An 18351-nucleotide genomic window follows, 5' to 3' on the forward strand; every position below is an offset into this window, starting at 1 on the left:
ACCAAGCCATTGTTCGGCGCGATTGCATCGTCGATGTCGTCATTCGAATCTTGGGGCGGCCATGTGAGTGCCGTTAGGCACGGCGGGGAATGGTCGTAGTCGTTTCAGTGACCAGGATCTGCATGGGCTCCCGATGCCGAGATGCTGCCGACAGCACCGCCAACGCTGTTGGTCTTGCCATTTTTTGCCGCCACACGCGTCTCGGCCGCCTGGATGTCGGCGGGATAATTCGGATCCACCCATTCGGCGGGGCGGTAACCAGCCTGTTCAAGCTGGATTAGCTCGACAAGGATCTGCGCGCGGGTCAAAGGCTCCTCTGCCTGTGCGAAGCAAGCGATCGGCGTGGCGATAGCGATAGCTAGAACGACGGCTTGAATGAGTAACTTCATGGCGACTACCTCCGGAGTTTGTCTTGGCTAACAGGGGCGTTGCCAGATGCGAGAGGCCCGGAAACGCAGTCCGACGGCGTTTGCAGAGTCGGCCTCCTTTCCATGCGTCCGGCGTAGATGCATTAAAGGCCGCCGAGTTATCTAGGTTGTGTCGGGAAGGCTGGTCAAGTGCATGCGTATGTGTCCCGTTCATCTATGGATACATTGCGATACGAATCTCGACCGAGGCGGCGGCCCGGCTCGGGACGGGCACGATGCCTTTTCAGCTTGCCTATACGACAGGATCGATTGGAGACGGCGGCGTGCCGCGAGCTTCGATCGCTTTGCCTGCAAGTAGACACAGATCTTCCCGATAGTGACCGGCGACGATCTGTACGCCTACAGGTACCGAACCAACGAGGCCTGTGGAGACAACGAGGCCCGGTAACCCCATAGCAGGCAGAGCTCTCATCGTTAGTTGCGCTTCCCACACGCGCTCGAAAGCTTCGTTGCCGCGCATGTCGAGGTTGTCTGGGAACGGCAGCTCCGCCGATACAGGCAGCAATAGCACTGGATATGTGGTCAGGAATTGACGCCATTGGCGTGTCAAGGTGGTGCGTCGTACCAGCTCACGACTTATCACATCGGCGGGCAGCGTTGCGACCTTGGCGCGCGAGGCTTCGACCACCGCATGCGCGCCGGGATCGCCGTCGCGCGCAACGGCGTCGACCAATCCTGCGAACCCGTCGCCAAGCCACAGCCGTTCCTGCACCTGAGCCGCCTCGCGGATTGACGGCGTATCCTCGATTTCTTCCACCGTCCAACCGGCGTCTGCAAGCCTGCGTCCTGCGTCCAGCAGTGCTGCTTCGACCTCCTTGCTAATCTGTAGTCCGCCTGGGCGAAGACAGATAGCTGCATGGCGCGGCATGGCAGTACCTGCGATGGGCACCGGCACCCACCAGGGATCGCGAAGATCGCGAGCCGACATCGCGAGGAGCCCAGCTTGAAGATCGTTGATCGTGCGGGCGATCGGGCCGGTCGCGGACATCAATTGGGCACCGATTGCGCGCTCCGGCGAGGATGCGTTGAAGGCCGGGACACGTCCGAACGTAGGGCGTATTCCGTGGATTCCGCAGGCATAGGCCGGATAGCGGATCGAGCCTCCGATGTCGGTGCCGAGTGCCAGATGACCAATGCCGGCGGCGACGGCGGCTGCCGCACCGCCCGAAGAGCCACCTGGCGTCAACGACGGATCGCGCGGATTGCGCGTGGCGCCGTGAACGAGATTGCTGGTAAACCAGCGCAAGGCGAAGGTCGGTGCATTGCTGCGGCCGAGCAGCACCGCCCCGGCTCGCTGGAGATTATCGACCGCTGGACTGTTGGCCTGCGCCACCAGATCCTCCTGTAGTCGTGTGCCGTTGGTCGTAGCGAACCCTGCCTGATCTGTGTTGATCTTCACAGTGACCGGAACACCAGCCAACGGACCAGGGTCCTCGCCGCGGGCCAATAATCTGTCGACCTGGTCGGCCTGTTCGCGCACCCAGTCGGGCCGGTGCGCGACGACCGCATTGATCTGCGGGTTGACCGCGTTAAGCCTTTGAAGTGCGGCCTCAGCTGCTTCCCTCGCAGAGACTTTGCGAGTGCGAATGAGATGAGCAAGTTCAGTTGCGGACAAACGCCATAGATCCGACACGATGCCTCCTGGAGAGGGTTAATTTTGGGGGGGCGCCCCTGCTTGACCTTGGGGCGTACAGTCTGTCTCAATGTATGCGGCAACTTATGAGCATTCCGTAGACCCTAATCTATCGTTGGTAATAGCGAAGCACCATCGTATCTAGGGATAACGGCTCTCTTACCATCGAGTGACTCGCTCATACAGATGGTTGGTTTCCGTGGACCAGTCTGTTTTGAAAAACTGGAGGTGCCGGTAGGTCCGTGCTTTATCTAGGCTAGCGTTATGGATTTACTCGTCATAGGCTGAATATGATTCGCACGGCTGTTACTGAAGACCTGCAATTGCGAGTTCCGCGCGCGCGTCGGCCTCATAACGCAGATGAGTTCGCGTTGATACAAGGCACAGTCGTGCAAATCGAACGTTGCGTACCCGGCGTCACGATACTCAGAATCCGCGTGGAAGAAGGGTGCACGTTTGCTTATACGTCTGGTCAGTATATTGAGGTGAAGGCCTCTGATGGGCGATACAGGTGTTTCTCACTGGCGACGTCGTGTCTCCATGAAGGATGCATCGAACTTCACGTCCGACGCGTTGTTGATGGCCTCTTCAGTGACCACACCTTGAGGCGGATCGAATGCGGTGACGTACTGTCCTGGAGAGGTCCATTCGGCGACTTCGGACTACACAGCGATACGGTTTCCAAATCTGCGCTCTTTCTTTGCACGGGTACGGGTTTCGCACCTGTGCGTGCGATCGTGGAGGAAGCGTTCTCCAAGGGATGGACGCGGCCCATGTCGCTTTACTGGGGAGGTCGGACAGAAGACGACCTGTATATGTGCGACCTGGTCCACTCGTGGACTCGCATCCACGATAACTTCCGGTTCATCCCCGTATTCTCGCGTGTTGGCGCCGATGCGGATACGCCGCGCGGCACTCGCGTTCATGAGGCCGTCCTCCACGACTTTGCCTCGCTCGCCGACGTCGACGTCTACGCGTGCGGCGCGCCTGCGATGGTTGCGACAGCGCATGAGGCCTTGAGCTCAAAACGTGGGCTACGTGCTGAGGCATTCTTCGCCGACCCGTTTGGGGCAACGGTCCCCGCTTGCGGCACGGCAAGCGACAACATGGATGTGGTTCAGATCAAGGTCAATGGCATTGTTTATGCTGTGCCTTTGAACGAGTCGCTGCTTGGCGCGTTGCGCCGTCTGGGTGTTGCGGTCCCCAGCGTATGCGGGGGCCGAGGGGCGTGCGGGACGTGCTTGGTCGAGATTGATGCGGCGTCGTGCGCGAGATTGCCGCCACCTGGCCGTGACGAGCGAGAATTGCTCGAGTGCCTACCCGAAGCGACGGGCCATTCGCGTCTTGCTTGCCAGATACGGGTCGATGCCTCAACGAGCGGTCTTGCCCTCTCTATTCCCTGAAGTCAGACGTTGTTCGGCTTCAACTTCAACCGCAAGACAAAAGTACGGAGCATTTCCTCATGAGTACACTCGCCCTGACCGATCTTGAGCGCGTCGGCACCGCATTTGCTGCGGATACCATGCTCTCGGTTCGTGACAAGACCCGCGCCGCTATCCACGCCATCGCCGCGCAATGCCGCCCTGGAATGGTCGAGGAGGATGCTGTCGAGATGGCGAAAGACGTTCTCAAGGCCGCCGGCATGCGACGTGGATGGCACGATGTGTACGTGCGCTTCGGCTCGAATACCACGAAGACCTTTGGGGCACCGTCCGATCCCGGTATTGTGCTTGGTGAGGAGGACATCTTTCTGATAGACATCGGTCCCGTTTGGGAAAAATGGGAAGGCGACGGCGGTGATACGTTTATCACGGGTGCGGATGCCGAAATGACTCGCTGTGCGCGTGACGCAAAAGCGCTTTTCCACGAAGTGCGCGCGAAATGGCGTGATGACAAGTTTACGGGTCAGACGCTCTACGAATTCGCCGAGCGCCGCGCGACCGAACTCGGGTGGAAACTAAATCTCGATTTATCTGGCCATCGTATCTCGGACTTTCCACATGCGGTGGTGTACGAGGGGCCCCTCGCCGAAGTGCCTTTTCATCCTGCGCCGCTGCTATGGGTTTTGGAGATTCATATCCGTCACCCGGAGAAAGCCTACGGAGCCTTTTTCGAGGATATGTTGCTTGGGGACGAGTTCTTTGAGTCGGAAAGCTGACGTTTCGCTGGTTGACGAAAGGCGTTGAATCACGTCCTACCTGCGCTGGGCAACCTACCAGCGCAGCCTCCCTATGCGTCCCCTAGGCCGAGGCGTTGCCAGCTCGACGCAAGCCTTGAGACCGCTTCCGTGAGTTCGCGTTCGTTCAGGCTTGCGAAGCCGAGTCTAAGACCCGAAGTCGGTTCGCCGGACATCGAATAGGTCGCCCCAGGCAGGATTTTCACGCCATGACGGGCGGCGCTTAAGACAAGCTCGCCAACGTCTACGTTCTCCGCGAATCGTACCCAGAAAGCAAGCCCTCCATCGGGCAGCTCGAAGTCGATGGCTGAGCCGAAGTGGCGCTTTAGCAGATCGGCGAACAACATTCGTCTGTCATCATAGATGCGCAGCACCTTACGCGCATGACGCCGGATCTCGCCAGCTTCCATCATTTCGGCCACCGCTAGCTCTGTTGCCGGATCGCCCTGTCGGTCAATTAGCAGAATCTCTTCCGCAACCCGGTCGACGAACCGTTTGGCGCCGACAATGTAACCGCTCCGCAAGCTTGGCGTAAGCAGTTTGGAGAGCGAGCCGATATACGCGACCTTGCCCCATTGATCGGCGCTAGCGAGCGGCAGCATCGGACGGTGCGAGAAATGAAAGTCGTGGTCATAGTCATCCTCGATTATTGCAAAGCCAAACTGGTCGGCGAGCGCGAGTAGCCGCAAGCGCCGTTCAGGCGGCAACAGGACCGTGGTCGGAAACTGATGGTGCGGCGTCAGGTAGACACACCGCACACGCTTGTTCCGGCAAAGCTTCTCAAGATCGTCAAGGCGCATACCCTTCTCGTCGACGCGTGCCGTCACTACCTCGACGCCGTTTGCGAGAAACGCTTCTCTTGCAGGGGGATAGCTCAGCGACTCCAGCACAGCTGTGTCGCCAGCCTGTGTGAGCACTCGCGCAGCGATGAAGATGGCCATCTGGCTCCCGCGGGTCAGGCAGATGGTGTCAGCGGTTGTGTTGAGACCGCGGTCCGCATTGAGCATCGCTGAGATCGACCGCCGCAGCGCCCGCGCGCCGCGGGGATCACCGTACCCTAGCAGGTTGTCGCGACTTAGCGAAAGCAGGCTGCGGCGATACGCACGTGCCATTTCATTGACAGGCACGAGGCGGGTGTCGGGCGCGCCATCGTCGAACATCAGTACTCCCGGCTCCGGCAGCAATATGTCGACACGGGTCTTTTGTCCGGGAAGGCGGAAATCGGGCTCCTGAGGCATCGGCGCCGTTTCAACAGGCCGAAAGGCGAAGGCCGCCGGCTGGGCAGTCGGCAGACGCGGCGACACGAACGTCCCCCGTGCGCGCTCCGGGGTCAGCCAACCTTGTGCGGTGAGCTCGTCATAGGCAAGGATCACCGTTTTGCGGTTGACACCTAATTGCTCGGCGAGGTCCCTCGTACCGGGCAACGCGCCTCCCGGCTGAAGCCTGCCGCGGCGAATTTCTTCGATGATGGCGAGGGCAATCTGCAGGTAAGGAGGCATCTTTTGGTCCTTGTCCACCTTGATGCCCATCTCCGACGGTCTCAGCATGCTGGTCCACCCTGCTTTAATTTTCTGGAGGATTCACCTGGTCCAAGGCGATCGTACCATCGGCTTACTGATTACGGAGCCCGAATCTTGTTCGCGGCAAACGAGTTCGTCGTCATCGACCTAAAGGTGCAATCCATGGAAACGAATCCCCTACGAGCGAATTGTTTGAGCTTTTCGGAGTTGCTGGGTCAAGCCGTTGCACTGATTTCCCCGACCATGACCGCCGCGCTGATCATTCCCGTGATGTTCTCCAATACGGGCAATATGAGTTGGTTGGCGTATGCGCTGGGTACCGTAATGCTGCTGTTCGTTGCCTTCAATCTCAACCAGTTTGCACGCCGCTCGGCAGGGGTCGGGTCGATGTATGCCTATACCTGCAGAGGACTTGGGCTCACCGCAGGTGGGGTCGCAGGTTGGTCGCTCGTTTGGGCCTATCTGGGAATCGCCATGGCGGGCATGACGGGGTTCGCCGTGTTCGCGGGCAAGCTGACCCAGATGGCGGGGCACAGCGTCTCTCCGCTGGTTTTCTTTGTCGTCTGCGCCGTCACTGCGTGGTATTGCGCGTGGAGAAACGTGCAGCTCTCTGCGGTACTGATGCTAATTCTTGAGGGCGCCTCGATGCTATTAATCCTGGGGCTTTGCTTCATCGTGCTTCAGTCGCGTCATTTCGCCATCGACACAAAACAACTTGGCCTGAGCGATACGCCGCTCTCAAGTATGGGGCTCGGCGTGGTGGTCGCGATTTTCAGCTTGGTTGGCTTCGAGTGTGCGACTGCGTTCGGTACGGAAGCGAAAGATCCGCTGAAGTCGATTCCACGTGCGGTGATCTGGAGCCTGATCGTGTCCGGCGTATTCTTCGTCTTCGTCACCTATGTGATGGTTGATGGCTTCACCGGCTACGCAATCACGCTCGATAAGATCGATGCGCCGCTGAACATTTTGGCCGAACTTGCGCACGTCAAGTTTCTGCAGGTGCCGCTATCGCTCGGTGCAATGTTCACGTTCTTTTCGCTGGCCCTTTCGTGCATCAATGCAGGGGCGCGGGTGATCTTTGCAATGGGACGGCATGGCCTTTTTCATGAGGCAACAGCAGACGCCCATTCGACGAACGAAACCCCGCACGTCGCGGTTTCGCTGATGGCGATCATCGCTTTTCTCGTTCCGGCGATACTTTTCGCGGCCCACAATGCCCCTCTCGATATATTCAACTGGGTCGGCACGTTGGCCGCGTTTGGCTTCCTCGTGCCGTACTTCTTGATCACGATCGCAGCACCCGTGTACCTCTCCCGGCTCGGACAACTGCGCCGGCGCGACGTTGGCTACTGTGTTGCGGCGCTGTTGCTACTCATGATCCCCGCCATCGGCAGCGTCTATCCGCTGCCGCCCGCGCCGGTTGTCTACTTCCCCTATATCTTTTTCGCTTACCTGGCAGCAGGCGCCGGGTGGATTGTTTCCCTCCATCGTCGAGAGCCGGCAGCGCGCACGCGCATCCGGGAGGAACTCGCGTCGACGCACGAGCAATATCAACTCGCAGCAACGCAAGCTGTCAACGAGGTTTAAGCAATGAAGCATGTCCTAGCCATTCGTCACGTGCCGTTCGAAGATCTGGGTGCCTTCGAACCGGCGTTCATTGAAGCAGGGTGTCGGATTGAGTACGTTGAGGCGCCTACGGGGAACCTGCGGGATCTCGATATCCGCGCACCCGACGTCGTGGTGATTCTCGGTGGACCGATCGGCGCGTACGAGGAAGGCAGATATCCGTTTCTGTGCCATGAACTGTCACTGATCGAACAACGACTGAACATGGAAATGCCGCTGTTGGGGATTTGCCTCGGGGCGCAACTGATCGCAAGAGCATGCGGTGCAAAGGTCTACCCGGGAGCAGTAAAGGAGATCGGTTGGGGGAGGGTGATGTTAACGGCCGCCGGGAAGGAGTCGGTGCTTGCACCTCTATCGGCGGATGTGCCGGTCCTGCATTGGCATGGCGATACGTTCGATTTGCCAGCGGACGCTGAGCGGCTGGCTTCCACCGAGCTTTACCCGAACCAGGCATTTTCGATCGGCACGCATGTGCTTGGTCTGCAATTTCACCTCGAAGCTTCGGCTGCCGCCATCGAGAGTTGGCTCGTCGGGCATGCGTTCGAATTGGCGCACGCGGGCGTGGATATAAGATCTTTGCGCGAGACCGCGCTGCCTCCATCGCCCTGCAGCGGCGAGGTGCTACGCGATTGGTTGGCCCGCGCCGAAGCGTTAGCTCGTCCTTAATGCCGTGAGTTGCACCCGCAGCCCAATGACCGAACCGTTCAGAGAGCCTCTCGCGGGGTATGGCGTCAAGTAGCGCGCCCGCCCGGCCGCCGCCGGTCGTGCTATCAGCTTGCTTAACCCCCTTGTTCCTGCAGAGTCAGTTTACTGGTCACCGAGGAGACACCTTGAACTTTGCCAACGGCAGCTGTAGCAATGTGATCCTGGTCCTCAGTCAGGATGAACCCCGATAGCGTCACCTGCCCTGTCTTGGCCTTCGCGAAGACGACGATGTCAGAGTCCTCGAGACCCTTGGTCTTGTAGAGGGTCTGCCTGATCCGCTTAGCGAAAGCCCGATTCGCCGCACGCTCGGCCTTTTTTGTCGACTGCCCTTGGTCGAGTGCGGCGGAATTGGCATTCGAGTCATTACTCATCGAGCTTACTGCCGGAGTTTGCGCATAAGCTGCCGTGCACAGCACGACGGCTGTTACGACGCCAATTGCTACATTTTTCGAGATCATATATTCACCTGTCATTGATGAGGTTAGCGAAATATTTTAAAAATACTGTGGATGAACGCGACGATAACGACGTGTAAATATTGTCGTATGGAAAATTTGAAGTTTGACCGATAGTAGTTCGGTCGCCCAGCCGTCAGGCGCCTACCTTCTCCAACTTTTCAGGCTTCAGAATAATTGGCTCGGACGCGGAGTGCTATAGAACTCATGGTTCTCAATTCAATCATCTCGGATGACGAACGCATACTTATGTATGCTCGTCCGGTGCCTTGCACTTCCCCCGAATTGCGGCTTCTCTTGCTCATGCGGCTATCCGGCGGCGGAGAAGACCTACAAGGGGAACTGCGCAGCGATATCGATCATCATCAGCATGCCTATCAGGCATACGGCCGGCAGGAGTGCGGCCGCGTTTCCCATCGTGTGTGTCGCAAAGGCGCCTACTACTGCGCCCAGGGCGAATCCAGTACAGATTGCCGCAAATGCGCGGGCTCGAGGCGAATTACCTACAGCGGGCGCAACACCGACGGACAGGGTGAATATTGAGTCGGCAAGTTGCCTCAGGTTGCCGGTCGCCGCGATCGACGTATACGTCCATCCTTCGATGTTCGCGAATGCAGACCATTGCAGCGCCGCGGCGAATGAAATAGACACAGTGCTCAGATAATCGTTTATGTCGGCCGGCAGCGCGGCGTTGCCAAGCAATACAAGTGCCTCGACTGCAAGACAGACGGTGGCGGATCGCAGTCCCAGACGTGGGCTGATCAGTTGAACTGCTCGGACGAAGAAGGTCCCAACAAAGAGGGCGATGATTGGCGGAATATGGCGAATCGCTAAAGACCACTGCGCGTTGACAATTGCCAGCGCCGCTAACAGAACGTTACCGCTCTGGGCGTTCGCAAACACCATTCCATGACCGACATATGTATAGGCGTCGAGGAACCCGCCTATCGCACTCAACAGTGCGCCTGCGGCAAGTGTGGATTCTGGCGCAGGCTGTGCGGTGACAGGTGCGTTGCTCATAAAGTTTCTGCGCAGGCGAATGGTGAACGGGGGAGGACATCGGTCCGGCTTCGCCGCGAGGCTCTATACCGGGCAACAGCGTGCTTACGAAGTTCTTCCCCAACTAAAGATACTGCGGATCCAGAGGGGTAGACAGCCTACTTGACGGTACCGCCGCTCGTACTTGAGTCGCCGCGCGACATACGCGCGTATATGCTGGTGAGCGATTCTTGCCAGGGCGCTGAGGCAACATGCGTTCGTATAGGTTCCGTCATACATCGGTTGCGTGTAGGCACCCGCAGAGACGATTTCCTCTGCGGGGCGGTCGGGAATATCTTGGTTTTATCGCATCGCCGCTTCACGGCGGCGCCTCATCCATCGATCGATGGTCCTGTCGTGCGCGGCGCCGCGCAGTCACTCTATGGATATGACACGTGCCTGAACTCAATCTGCTTATTCCCTCCGTCCTTGAGCGCGCGCTAAAAGTTGAAATGACGAGAACCGGGACCAGTGCGTCGTCCATCGTCGCGGCGGCGCTGGCGGAATACTTTCATACGCCTTTGCATACGCTCTTCCAGGTTTCAACCTCAGGTGCTCTGGTGGAAGGGGTGTACACCGGCGCAATCTCGTCGAAGGTAATCCTGAAGCACGGCGACTTCGGTCTGGGGACGTTCGAAAACCTTGACGGAGAGATGGTCGTGCTTGACGGCCTTATCTACCGGGCGCGTGGTGATGGGACGGTCTCGGAGGCGCCTGTGGATGCCTGCGCGCCGTTCGCGGTCGTCACGCGCTTTACACCCGACGTCGATGTTTCAATCGGGCCGGCAGACTCACTCGATGTCCTGATGCAACAGTGCGACGCGTACCGAAGATCGAACAACATCTTCTATGCGATACGACTCGACGGCGAATTCCACCATGCCCATATGCGCGCGGTGAGTCCCCCTCAGAGCGGTGCCCGGTTGATTGACGCAGCTAAAGCGCAGGCCGAGTTCGAACTGAGTGCGATTCGGGGTACGCTCGTGGGGCTATGGTCGCCGGGATTTTCCAGCGCGTTCAGTATCGCCGGATATCACTTTCACTTTCTATCCGAGGACCGCAAACATGGCGGTCATCTGCTGGCATGTTCGAGCGCCCCCTTGCGGCTTCGCATCGAAGCGCTGACGGATTTCCATCTCGCGTTGCCAGAAAACGAATCGTTCCTCAAGGCGGATCTGAGCAAGAACTCCGCCGGTGAACTCGCGTACGCCGAACAGGCCCATTAGGAGATAAACGATGTCTAGCAAAATTGACAACTCAGCCCGAACGGGAGCCGAACTTGTCGTCCGCACACTGGAAGATCAAGGTGTTGAATACGTATTTGGCATTCCAGGCGCAAAGATCGATGCCGTGTTTAACACCTTGGTCGATTCGAAGATACGGACAGTCGTGTGCCGGCACGAGCAGAATGCAGCCTTCATAGCGGGCGGGATCGGTCGCATGACGGGTAAAGCCGGCGTCTGCATCGCCACGTCGGGACCTGGCGTCTCGAATCTCGTCACAGGTCTTGCGACAGCAAACTCCGAAGGTGATCCGGTCGTCGCGCTAGGTGGCGCGGTTGCAACCGACGAAGCATTGAAGCATCTTCATCAGACTATGGACTCGGTATCGATCTGCAAGCCCGTCACCAAGTTCAGCGCGGCCGTCGGCGCTCCGCAAGCCGTTGCCGAAGTAGTCAGCAATGCGTTCCGTGCGGCGGAGTCAGGTCGTCCCGGTGCGGCGTTCGTCAGCCTGCCGCGAGACATCATGTCGGCGCCGGCCGAAGGCAAGCTGCTTGTCACCCCGGGGTTCTCAGGGCAGGGGCCTGCTGACGGTGCCGCCATAGCGGAAGCGGCGCGTCTGATCAACGCGGCGCAAACGCCTGTCGTGCTGCTTGGGTTGCTGGCGAGCAAACCTGCCAATGCAAGTGCTGTGCGCCAGTTGATCGCCGCGAACCACTTGCCCGTGGTGGGTACGTTCCAGTCGGCTGGTGCGATAGCGGCACATCTGTTGGCAGACTTCGGCGGGCGCGTCGGACAGCTTGCCAATCAGCCGGCCGACCGGCTGCTTGAGGCCGCCGATCTCGTGATTACGGTCGGCTACGACCCTGTGGAATATTGGCCCTCTCTCTGGAACAAAGAGTGCAACCGCAAGATCATTCACATCGACGTGCTTCCCGCAGATCTTGACTCGTACTATTGTCCGGCCGTGGAGTTGATTGGCGATATCGATCAGACTCTTTCGGCTCTGACGTTGGTGACCGAGCGTAAAGAGCAATCGCCGATTTCCTCGGCCATCCTCCGCGCGATCAGGGAAGAACGAGCTCATCTCAGCGACGAAGCTGCGCGGCTCGGGGGAGCTCCGGTCCATCCGCTGAGGATCGTGCATGAGCTACAGAAATTCCTCGATCCCGATGTAACGCTCTGTCTGGATATGGGATCGTTCCATCTATGGTTTGCCCGCTACCTTTACAGCTTCAGATCACGCCAGGTTTTGATTTCGAATGGTCAGCAGACGCTTGGTGTCGCGCTGCCCTGGGCAATTGCCGCGACTTTGGTGCGACCTACGGAGAAGGTCATCTCGATCTCCGGTGACGGCGGCTTCCTGTTTTCAAGCATGGAGCTCGAAACGGCGGTCCGGCTCAAGTCGAACCTCGTTCATATGGTCTTGATCGATGGTACGTACGACATGGTAGCGGTACAGGAGATCGCCAAATATGGCCGTCCATCGGGGATCGCGTTCGGACCGGTGGATCCGGTGAAGTATGCGGAGGCCTTCGGTGCGGTGGGTCTCATGATCCGGACGGCAGATGACATCGCTTCAGTCATGAAGACGGCACTCGACACGCCGGGTCCCGTTATTGTCGGCGTTCACGTGGACTACCGGGACAATCACAAGCTGTTCGAAATGGCTCACGACAGCGCGTTTCACTGACGCGGCTTGCGCACATCTGTTGACCAATAGCGAACGGTATGTGACGTAAATTGATCTTGATTGATTGGAACGACTCAGCGAGCATCAGCGCTCGAGGGCAGGAGTAGCCAGGTATCGAGGCGGGTCGGTGAGAGGCCGCCACCGGTAGTGCCGGGCAACGACCTGCCTCGTAAACAGAGCCGACAGCTTACCTATACCGACTTCACGATCGATATTGGAGTCGAACATGTCAATCAACGCTATCACTAACAACGCCGGCGTGAGTCTACGACAAGCACACGCGAAATCTGCACCTTGTAGCACATCCTCAATCAATGGTGTAGCCGATGCGGACAACTCCGCGTCGACCTCTACGATATGGCTTCTGGAGTTTGATTCGTCGACACAATTGACGCTAAGCTCCGACGCTCAGATTCTTGCTCAGCTCCAGGCGATTGGCTCGACTTGACAGGAGACTCCACGAAGAACCCGAAGTTTCCTCAACAGTCGAGGATATCTAAACAGCAAGCGGGGAGCGCCATCTCGCGATCATCTGCTCAAACTCTCGCGTCTCGATCCGTGCATGGATCGTGGAGCAAGCATTAGCAAGGTGTTTAATCGCGGGTGAGCACCTGCTTCCCGCGCAACGTTCACGTCTCTCAGGGGACGTCCTCGCACTCGGGAGCGGTGGCCGCGCCTGAAGGCAGTCATCCGATGGCTGGCACGTCAGACGACTGAGACGGGTCGACTTGAGCCGGCCGTTGGCCGACTCAGTGCGGCCACAAGCGGTCAATGGACACGACGGCCTAGCGCTGCGTGATGATGACGGGCTGTCCCTGCGAGGACGCCCACCCTCTAAGTGCCGCCTGCGGATCGTCATCGGTGCGATAGGCCTTCACGCGTGCGATTCGCCGAGCGTCGTTCGTCGACACGGACTCCGCAACCCACCAACTGTTATCGGGGCGGATAAAAGCCGTGAATTCCTTTCCGCCTGCCGTCACCAGCCAGTAACCGGTCATCGCATCGCGCGCGAGGCGGAGCGCCTCCGACACGGCATTCGCCGCCTCCGTCATGGCCACGAACGCCGTGCCGGGTATATCTTGGCGGGTCGTGCCGTTGACCGTGAGGGTGACCCGCAACTCGTCCAAATGTTCGATCCAGCCGATCCCGAGCCCATCAAGGCCCCGCTGTCCATGGGTTTCCAGTGCGCGTCGGCAAGGGCCGGCAGCAGCGCGTACAGTTCCACGGCCGAGACCATCTGTCCGTCGCGCAGGGTGTCCAGCGTCGCCGACGGACGATCGGGATCCGCAAGGCAGAGCACAAGCGAGGCAGGCGTACCCGGAATTGCCAGATAGAAAGAGTCCCCGTTGGGACTGGTCTGGACGGGGCCAAAAGCAGTAAGGGTCATGGTCTGGGGCAACTGGGGGTAGAGGTTTCATTATCTGCTACGCGAACGGCCGCTCTGCGCAAATCTGAAGGTCCCCTGTGGGTCGACTTATGCCTTTCACATATTCGCTGCAATCAGCGATTGATCGAGGTCTGCGTCGGACCGGGCTCGGCCAGGAGCAGACCATGCCAACGCACCGCCCAATGTCCGATTCGTGGAATGACGCGGCCCGCGAGAGGAATTGGAACACGCATCGATGAACGGAATCCGGAGAAATTGAGAGCATAAGGAAACACGATTTGCTCGGCCGTAGACTGCTTGTCTCACAGCATCCGCAATCTCCGGGGCAGCCGTCTGCATCAACGTTGAGTGGCGTCTAACGACTTGTCAAAGAGGCCGACTTGCGCCATCACACTCTCGTCGAGGCCGCTGATCGCGTGCGGAAGGTCGTTCAAGAGCGAAGCAAACGTGCCATAGCTATATGGATCCGAGAACTTCTGCCAATAGACTCGTTGCCGAAGGACAGATTCGTGCGTATCTCCCTTGAACATGACGATTTCGCCGACCACCATACGTGCATACGAATTTAACGGCCCCGGTGCGACGTACTGTGGCGAAACGCTAATGACAAGTACGGCATCGCTATCTCGATACGCGGGGCCACTTGCATGCAGCAGGTTATGGTCGTCCCGGGTAAATTTTGGCAATCCCGGCGCAGATGCGTCGACCTCGCTAACAACGTAACCATGGGTTCGCAGTGCTGCTTCAATGCCGTCAGTGAATTGGCGATTGAGTTTTGTGTCCCCAAGTTTTGCCGTCACCAGGTCGTCAAAGGTGGCTGGGGCTTTGCTGACGCTAGCGTTGGCGGCGCCCGTTACAGCGCCCGCAATTGCCGCGCCTAGTAAGCCGCCGCCAGGAACCAGAAGTGGCATTGATGCAGCCCCGCCAGCGTAGACCGCCTTCCCGGGATAAACGACCGTTACCGTATGAACGGTACTAAATTTCCCGGCATCTACTTCTGGGCTCGGACCTGCTGCGCAACCCGCCAAGGTCGCGGCTACGCCAAGGGCCGAGAGTTTCGACATGAAGCGCATAAGTTTCTCCATCGAAGATGAACGTTATTAACCGGTTATTCAGCCAGCTTGTGTCTTATCGGAGCGTTTGCGAAAAACTTGAGCGCGCACCTCATGCAAGAACTGGTCGCAATGCGATTCACTCATTTGAGGTCCTTGTGCGAAACCGCAGAGCGTTGCGAGGCAGCTAATAAACTGCCAGAGTCAACGACCTGCGGCGGGTCCGATCTCAAAGTCTGCTTGAGATCGGGTTCCGGTCGTTCATATTGGGCAATCGGACGTCCGAGAAGGGTCGCATGCCGTCGAGTAAGCTCAACGAAAGAACCGGGGAACCATTCGGTTTGCATGGGACAGTGACCGGCCAGGTAGGGACGTTCGAACGTTGGCTCCTCCCCTGTCAACGGACCTTCGTGCGCCGATCATGACTATCGCAGTCGAAATGGCGCGCCGTTTGTAGGCATGGTCGACCATGCCTGATCGGGAATACGGTTCGCCGGCACGATGGACGCTATGTGCGCGACTTGCTGGTCAGCACCATCGCGATACCACCAAGAATCGTTGCGGAAGCCGCAGCCAGGCGCGGCGTGATCGCTTCCGAAAGGAACGCCACTCCGCCAAATGCAGCGATCAGCGGCACCGACAACTGTACAGTGGCGGCTCGCATGGCGGTAAGCTTGCTCAGCGCCGCATACCAGATGACATACCCGATGCCGGACGTGAGCGCGCCGGAGGCAATCGCCAGGGCGATCCCGGCCCCGTTCGCGTAAACGCGGGCGTTGGCGATGAAAAGCACGCTCAGCAAGAGGGCAAGCGGAGCCGCCCGCGCGAAGTTTCCCGCCGTCGCTGCGAGCGGGTCAGCCACTCCGCGGCCACGCAACGAGTACACGCCCCATGCGACGCCCGCTATTGCCATCAACGCCGCGCCGACGAGCGGCGGCGCGGCGATCCCCGGCGACACCAGGTAGACAAGCCCTGCGACAGCCAGTGCGAGACCGAGCCATGCGACGGATCCGAACTTCTCGCCGGAGCGCAGACCCACGCTGAACATCGTCAATTGAACTGCCCCGAACAGGATCAATGCGCCCGTGCCTGCGGACAAGGTGAGATACGCGAAGGAGAAGAAGGCGACGTAAACAAACAGCATGGCAGCGGCGAGCCAGTCGGCATGGATGGGCGCGGGCCGTTCCGACCTGAACCGCACGATGACGGCGAGCACGATCGCTCCCGAAACCAACCTGATGCCGGCGAAGCTGACCGGATCGATTTCCCCGCGCTGCAGCGCGAGCCGGCACAGCAGCGAATTGGCCGCGAAGGCGAGCATCGCCACCGCAGTGAGCACGATCGTCTGCAAAATGAGCAGGCCACCGCGCGCGTCATGCATGGGTTACCACCAGAACGACTGCCCACGACAAAAGCGCCACGCCGAGGGGCGTGCTGAGACGCTTGCCCCAGCGAACGTTCTTTTCGATCGCCATCACGGCGGCAAGCAGGAGCATCCAGCCGAGGCTGCCGGTACCGAGCGCGAACATCAATAGCATCAACGCCCAGCAGCAACCGACGCAGAACAGGCCGTGCTGCGCGCCTAGCGCAAACGCGTTCCGGGCCTGCGCGTGCCCACGCCAGTGCTCGATGACGAAGCTCAAGGGCGTGCGGCATTTTTCAAGGCACCGGTACTTGAGCTTGCTGAACTGAAATGCGCCAGCCACCGCAATGACTGCGACGCCGATCAGCCAGCCGTGCCATGCCAGCGTGGGTACGCTGGCGAGCAGGGACAGCAATGCACTGTGAAGTGCATGCGCCAAAAGTCCGAAGGTTCCCCACACCGTCATGTAGCCCAGGCCGAGCAGCATAAGAAGGTACCAATGGTCAGGGCGACTCGCCGTCAACCGGTCGAAGGCATTGAACAACGGTAACGTGGTCGGCAGCATCATGGCCGCTGTCATAAGGATCCATGCGACTGCGTAGAGCACCACGGGCACGACCACGTAGCCCGCAGGAACAACACGGCACAGAAATGCCGCCGGTCCCGACGCTGTCCAGTCACCGTGCTCGAGATAGCGTCCGTATGGACTGCGCGCCCACGCCCATAACACTACCCACGCGAGCGCAATCAGCGCAACTAGGACCGGCATAAACACGTGAACATGGCGCGAGGCGTGGGCCGACGTTGGGCCGGCCATCGGGCTCATGCATCGAAGACAAACGTGCTCTGCAGGGCGTTGTGATTTTTGATGTCGAGGTCGATGCCGAGTGCGGGGTTCTTCGATCGATAGGTCGGGGCCTTGCCCACAAACACCGGAGCGCCGGGCACTGTCGAGAACACGGTGTCGGACAGCGTGGTCTGGCCCCCGGTCGCGCCGAGATAGGGTTCGAGTTCGGCGTAGTAGTTCGTGCCGATCTCGAGTTCGCCTTTGCCTGCAACCACGGTAAAGCGGATCGGCGCTCGCTCCACGGATACGACCTGGCCAATGAGCTTGGCGAGGTCGGCGACCGGTCCGCCGGCCTGACCGGTATAGACCTTCAGTAGTGCCTCTTCCTGCGCCTTTGAGGCTTGGTCGTCGACATAGATCGCGGCAGTCCAGTTGCCTTGCAGGATGTTGCCGGGCACATGGGCGACGGCCGCGATGGTATTGCCGGCCACATCGACGCCGTCGACCGTTCCCTTGTCTATACGCCACGCGACAATGGTGTCGCAGGTACCGTTGTCAGGGTCCTCGCCGATCCAACAGGGGCAAAGCACCTTGCAGTTGCAAACTTCGAGTAGACGACCTTCCAGGTGATAACTCATACGAACCTCCATTGAAGGCACGCGAACACCGACTTGTCGCCGCGGGGCGCGGCTGCAAGAACTCCTAATTTTCCCGCTGCGGGTTGCGACAAGTCAAGTTCGATGACGTCCAGCCCGTTCGATAACGGTCAGACCAGCGGTTGTGCGAGGTCATTGCGTCGTTCAACCCGGGTGACGAGAGGGCTCTTCGATGTCCGCTGGAATCCAACAAGCCGCCGTTGATCTGGGGGCAGGACCAAACGGCGGGAGTGGGTGGACTGAGCCGCTCGTCGTAGGGCTCAGTGCGGGCCACTTGCAGACACTCCCGCCCGCGCTGTTCGTGACGTGCGACCTCCCCTTAGCATACCGAAGCGGCGTCACAGGCCACAGAAACGCGGCGGCTCGTAGACGCCGTTAGGAGTCACGCGACGTCCGAGCGCGAGGCCCAAACCAATACCCACCCTAAATGGCTAACCTGGCGATTGATGTCCGACTTCAAGACGGTCGCCCGTTTCCGTCACGACAATGGCAGCGCGGTTAAAGGGCAAAACTAAGGCGCTCAAGTGTTCGCAAACCCACCGAGCCTCCCTGTCAAGTCTTCCTACAATCTAACGCGGCGAGCGACAGCTCGGTCGGAGGTCTGCAATGGGT

16 protein-coding genes are annotated in these 18351 nt (G+C 59.3%); 6 read left to right on the forward strand and 10 right to left on the reverse strand.

The window, feature by feature from the left end; genetic code table 11:
- Positions 1 to 104: 104 nt before the first annotated feature.
- Together P3T17_RS32380 and P3T17_RS32385 are read right to left on the reverse strand one after the other, a co-directional pair.
- Positions 105 to 389, reverse strand: coding sequence for a DUF4148 domain-containing protein (locus tag P3T17_RS32380; protein ID WP_429410831.1), 285 nt, complete (start codon positions 387 to 389; stop codon positions 105 to 107).
- 271 nt (positions 390 to 660) lie between these two features.
- A complete protein-coding gene (locus P3T17_RS32385) occupies positions 661 to 2061 on the reverse strand; it encodes an amidase family protein (protein WP_074268536.1) in 1401 nt (466 codons plus the stop codon).
- A 290-nt stretch (positions 2062 to 2351) separates the two neighbouring features.
- On the opposite strand from P3T17_RS32385, the gene P3T17_RS32390 reads away from it, so the two are divergent.
- Positions 2352 to 3464 (forward strand): NAD(P)H-flavin reductase, encoded by a 1113-nt coding sequence (locus P3T17_RS32390; protein WP_074268535.1) that lies wholly within the window; start codon positions 2352 to 2354, stop codon positions 3462 to 3464.
- Between the two features lie 59 nt (positions 3465 to 3523).
- On the forward strand, positions 3524 to 4219 hold the full coding sequence (locus P3T17_RS32395; RefSeq protein WP_074268534.1) for a M24 family metallopeptidase: 696 nt from the start codon (positions 3524 to 3526) through the stop codon (positions 4217 to 4219).
- 71 nt (positions 4220 to 4290) lie between these two features.
- Here the strand turns inward: P3T17_RS32395 and P3T17_RS32400 are convergent, their stop codons facing one another.
- Positions 4291 to 5784, reverse strand: a complete 1494-nt coding sequence (locus P3T17_RS32400; RefSeq protein ID WP_074268533.1) for a PLP-dependent aminotransferase family protein — start codon at positions 5782 to 5784, stop codon at positions 4291 to 4293.
- Positions 5785 to 5871: 87 nt separating this feature from the next.
- On the opposite strand from P3T17_RS32400, the gene P3T17_RS32405 reads away from it, so the two are divergent.
- Positions 5872 to 7344, forward strand: a complete 1473-nt coding sequence (locus tag P3T17_RS32405) for an APC family permease (protein WP_429410834.1) — start codon at positions 5872 to 5874, stop codon at positions 7342 to 7344.
- A 3-nt stretch (positions 7345 to 7347) separates the two neighbouring features.
- On the forward strand, positions 7348 to 8049 hold the full coding sequence (locus tag P3T17_RS32410; RefSeq protein ID WP_074268532.1) for a glutamine amidotransferase: 702 nt from the start codon (positions 7348 to 7350) through the stop codon (positions 8047 to 8049).
- Positions 8050 to 8162: 113 nt separating this feature from the next.
- Here P3T17_RS32410 and P3T17_RS32415 read toward each other — a convergent pair whose 3' ends face one another.
- Both P3T17_RS32415 and P3T17_RS32420 read right to left on the reverse strand, forming a co-directional pair.
- The gene (locus tag P3T17_RS32415) at positions 8163 to 8546 is read right to left on the reverse strand and encodes a BON domain-containing protein (RefSeq protein WP_074268531.1); all 384 of its coding nucleotides are present in this window, start codon (positions 8544 to 8546) and stop codon (positions 8163 to 8165) included.
- A 327-nt stretch (positions 8547 to 8873) separates the two neighbouring features.
- Positions 8874 to 9563 (reverse strand): YoaK family protein, encoded by a 690-nt coding sequence (locus P3T17_RS32420; protein ID WP_074268530.1) that lies wholly within the window; start codon positions 9561 to 9563, stop codon positions 8874 to 8876.
- A 413-nt stretch (positions 9564 to 9976) separates the two neighbouring features.
- On the opposite strand from P3T17_RS32420, the gene budA reads away from it, so the two are divergent.
- Both budA and alsS read left to right on the forward strand, forming a co-directional pair.
- The gene (budA, locus tag P3T17_RS32425; protein WP_074268529.1) at positions 9977 to 10807 is read left to right on the forward strand and encodes an acetolactate decarboxylase; all 831 of its coding nucleotides are present in this window, start codon (positions 9977 to 9979) and stop codon (positions 10805 to 10807) included.
- A gap of 10 nt (positions 10808 to 10817) precedes the next feature.
- Positions 10818 to 12494, forward strand: coding sequence for an acetolactate synthase AlsS (gene alsS / locus P3T17_RS32430; protein ID WP_074268528.1), 1677 nt, complete (start codon positions 10818 to 10820; stop codon positions 12492 to 12494).
- A 785-nt stretch (positions 12495 to 13279) separates the two neighbouring features.
- Here the strand turns inward: alsS and P3T17_RS32435 are convergent.
- From P3T17_RS32435 to P3T17_RS32455, 5 genes are all read right to left on the reverse strand, one after another.
- Positions 13280 to 13621: a hypothetical protein gene (locus P3T17_RS32435; protein ID WP_074268527.1), complete on the reverse strand. Its 342-nt coding sequence runs from the start codon at positions 13619 to 13621 to the stop codon at positions 13280 to 13282.
- Positions 13622 to 14219: 598 nt separating this feature from the next.
- Positions 14220 to 14966, reverse strand: a complete 747-nt coding sequence (locus P3T17_RS32440; RefSeq protein WP_429410839.1) for a hypothetical protein — start codon at positions 14964 to 14966, stop codon at positions 14220 to 14222.
- A 475-nt stretch (positions 14967 to 15441) separates the two neighbouring features.
- Positions 15442 to 16314 carry a DMT family transporter gene (locus P3T17_RS32445; protein ID WP_429410842.1) on the reverse strand — a complete coding sequence of 291 codons (873 nt, stop codon included), beginning with the start codon at positions 16312 to 16314 and terminating at the stop codon, positions 15442 to 15444.
- Positions 16307 to 17122, reverse strand: a complete 816-nt coding sequence (locus P3T17_RS32450) for a DUF2182 domain-containing protein (protein WP_429410845.1) — start codon at positions 17120 to 17122, stop codon at positions 16307 to 16309. The genes P3T17_RS32445 and P3T17_RS32450 overlap by 8 nt, the downstream gene beginning before the upstream one ends.
- Positions 17119 to 17721, reverse strand: coding sequence for a DUF1326 domain-containing protein (locus P3T17_RS32455; protein ID WP_074268523.1), 603 nt, complete (start codon positions 17719 to 17721; stop codon positions 17119 to 17121). The genes P3T17_RS32450 and P3T17_RS32455 overlap by 4 nt, the downstream gene beginning before the upstream one ends.
- Positions 17722 to 18351 lie beyond the last annotated feature (630 nt).

The sequence above is a fragment of the Paraburkholderia sp. GAS82 genome (assembly GCF_050436285.1).
In the GTDB taxonomy this organism is placed as follows: Bacteria; Pseudomonadota; Gammaproteobacteria; order Burkholderiales; family Burkholderiaceae; genus Paraburkholderia; species Paraburkholderia phenazinium_B.

What these genes read in the sequence shown, in the direction of transcription:
- P3T17_RS32380 (WP_429410831.1), bottom strand. Translation starts at nt 389, where the DNA reads ATGAAGTTACTCATTCAAGCCGTCGTTCTAGCTATCGCTATCGCCACG.
- P3T17_RS32390 (WP_074268535.1), top strand. Translation starts at nt 2,352, where the DNA reads ATGATTCGCACGGCTGTTACTGAAGACCTGCAATTGCGAGTTCCGCGC.
- P3T17_RS32395 (WP_074268534.1), top strand. Translation starts at nt 3,524, where the DNA reads ATGAGTACACTCGCCCTGACCGATCTTGAGCGCGTCGGCACCGCATTT.
- P3T17_RS32400 (WP_074268533.1), bottom strand. Translation starts at nt 5,784, where the DNA reads ATGCTGAGACCGTCGGAGATGGGCATCAAGGTGGACAAGGACCAAAAG.
- P3T17_RS32410 (WP_074268532.1), top strand. Translation starts at nt 7,348, where the DNA reads ATGAAGCATGTCCTAGCCATTCGTCACGTGCCGTTCGAAGATCTGGGT.
- P3T17_RS32415 (WP_074268531.1), bottom strand. Translation starts at nt 8,546, where the DNA reads ATGATCTCGAAAAATGTAGCAATTGGCGTCGTAACAGCCGTCGTGCTG.
- P3T17_RS32420 (WP_074268530.1), bottom strand. Translation starts at nt 9,563, where the DNA reads ATGAGCAACGCACCTGTCACCGCACAGCCTGCGCCAGAATCCACACTT.
- alsS (WP_074268528.1), top strand. Translation starts at nt 10,818, where the DNA reads ATGTCTAGCAAAATTGACAACTCAGCCCGAACGGGAGCCGAACTTGTC.
- P3T17_RS32440 (WP_429410839.1), bottom strand. Translation starts at nt 14,966, where the DNA reads ATGGAGAAACTTATGCGCTTCATGTCGAAACTCTCGGCCCTTGGCGTA.
- P3T17_RS32445 (WP_429410842.1), bottom strand. Translation starts at nt 16,314, where the DNA reads ATGCATGACGCGCGCGGTGGCCTGCTCATTTTGCAGACGATCGTGCTC.
- P3T17_RS32450 (WP_429410845.1), bottom strand. Translation starts at nt 17,122, where the DNA reads ATGAGCCCGATGGCCGGCCCAACGTCGGCCCACGCCTCGCGCCATGTT.
- P3T17_RS32455 (WP_074268523.1), bottom strand. Translation starts at nt 17,721, where the DNA reads ATGAGTTATCACCTGGAAGGTCGTCTACTCGAAGTTTGCAACTGCAAG.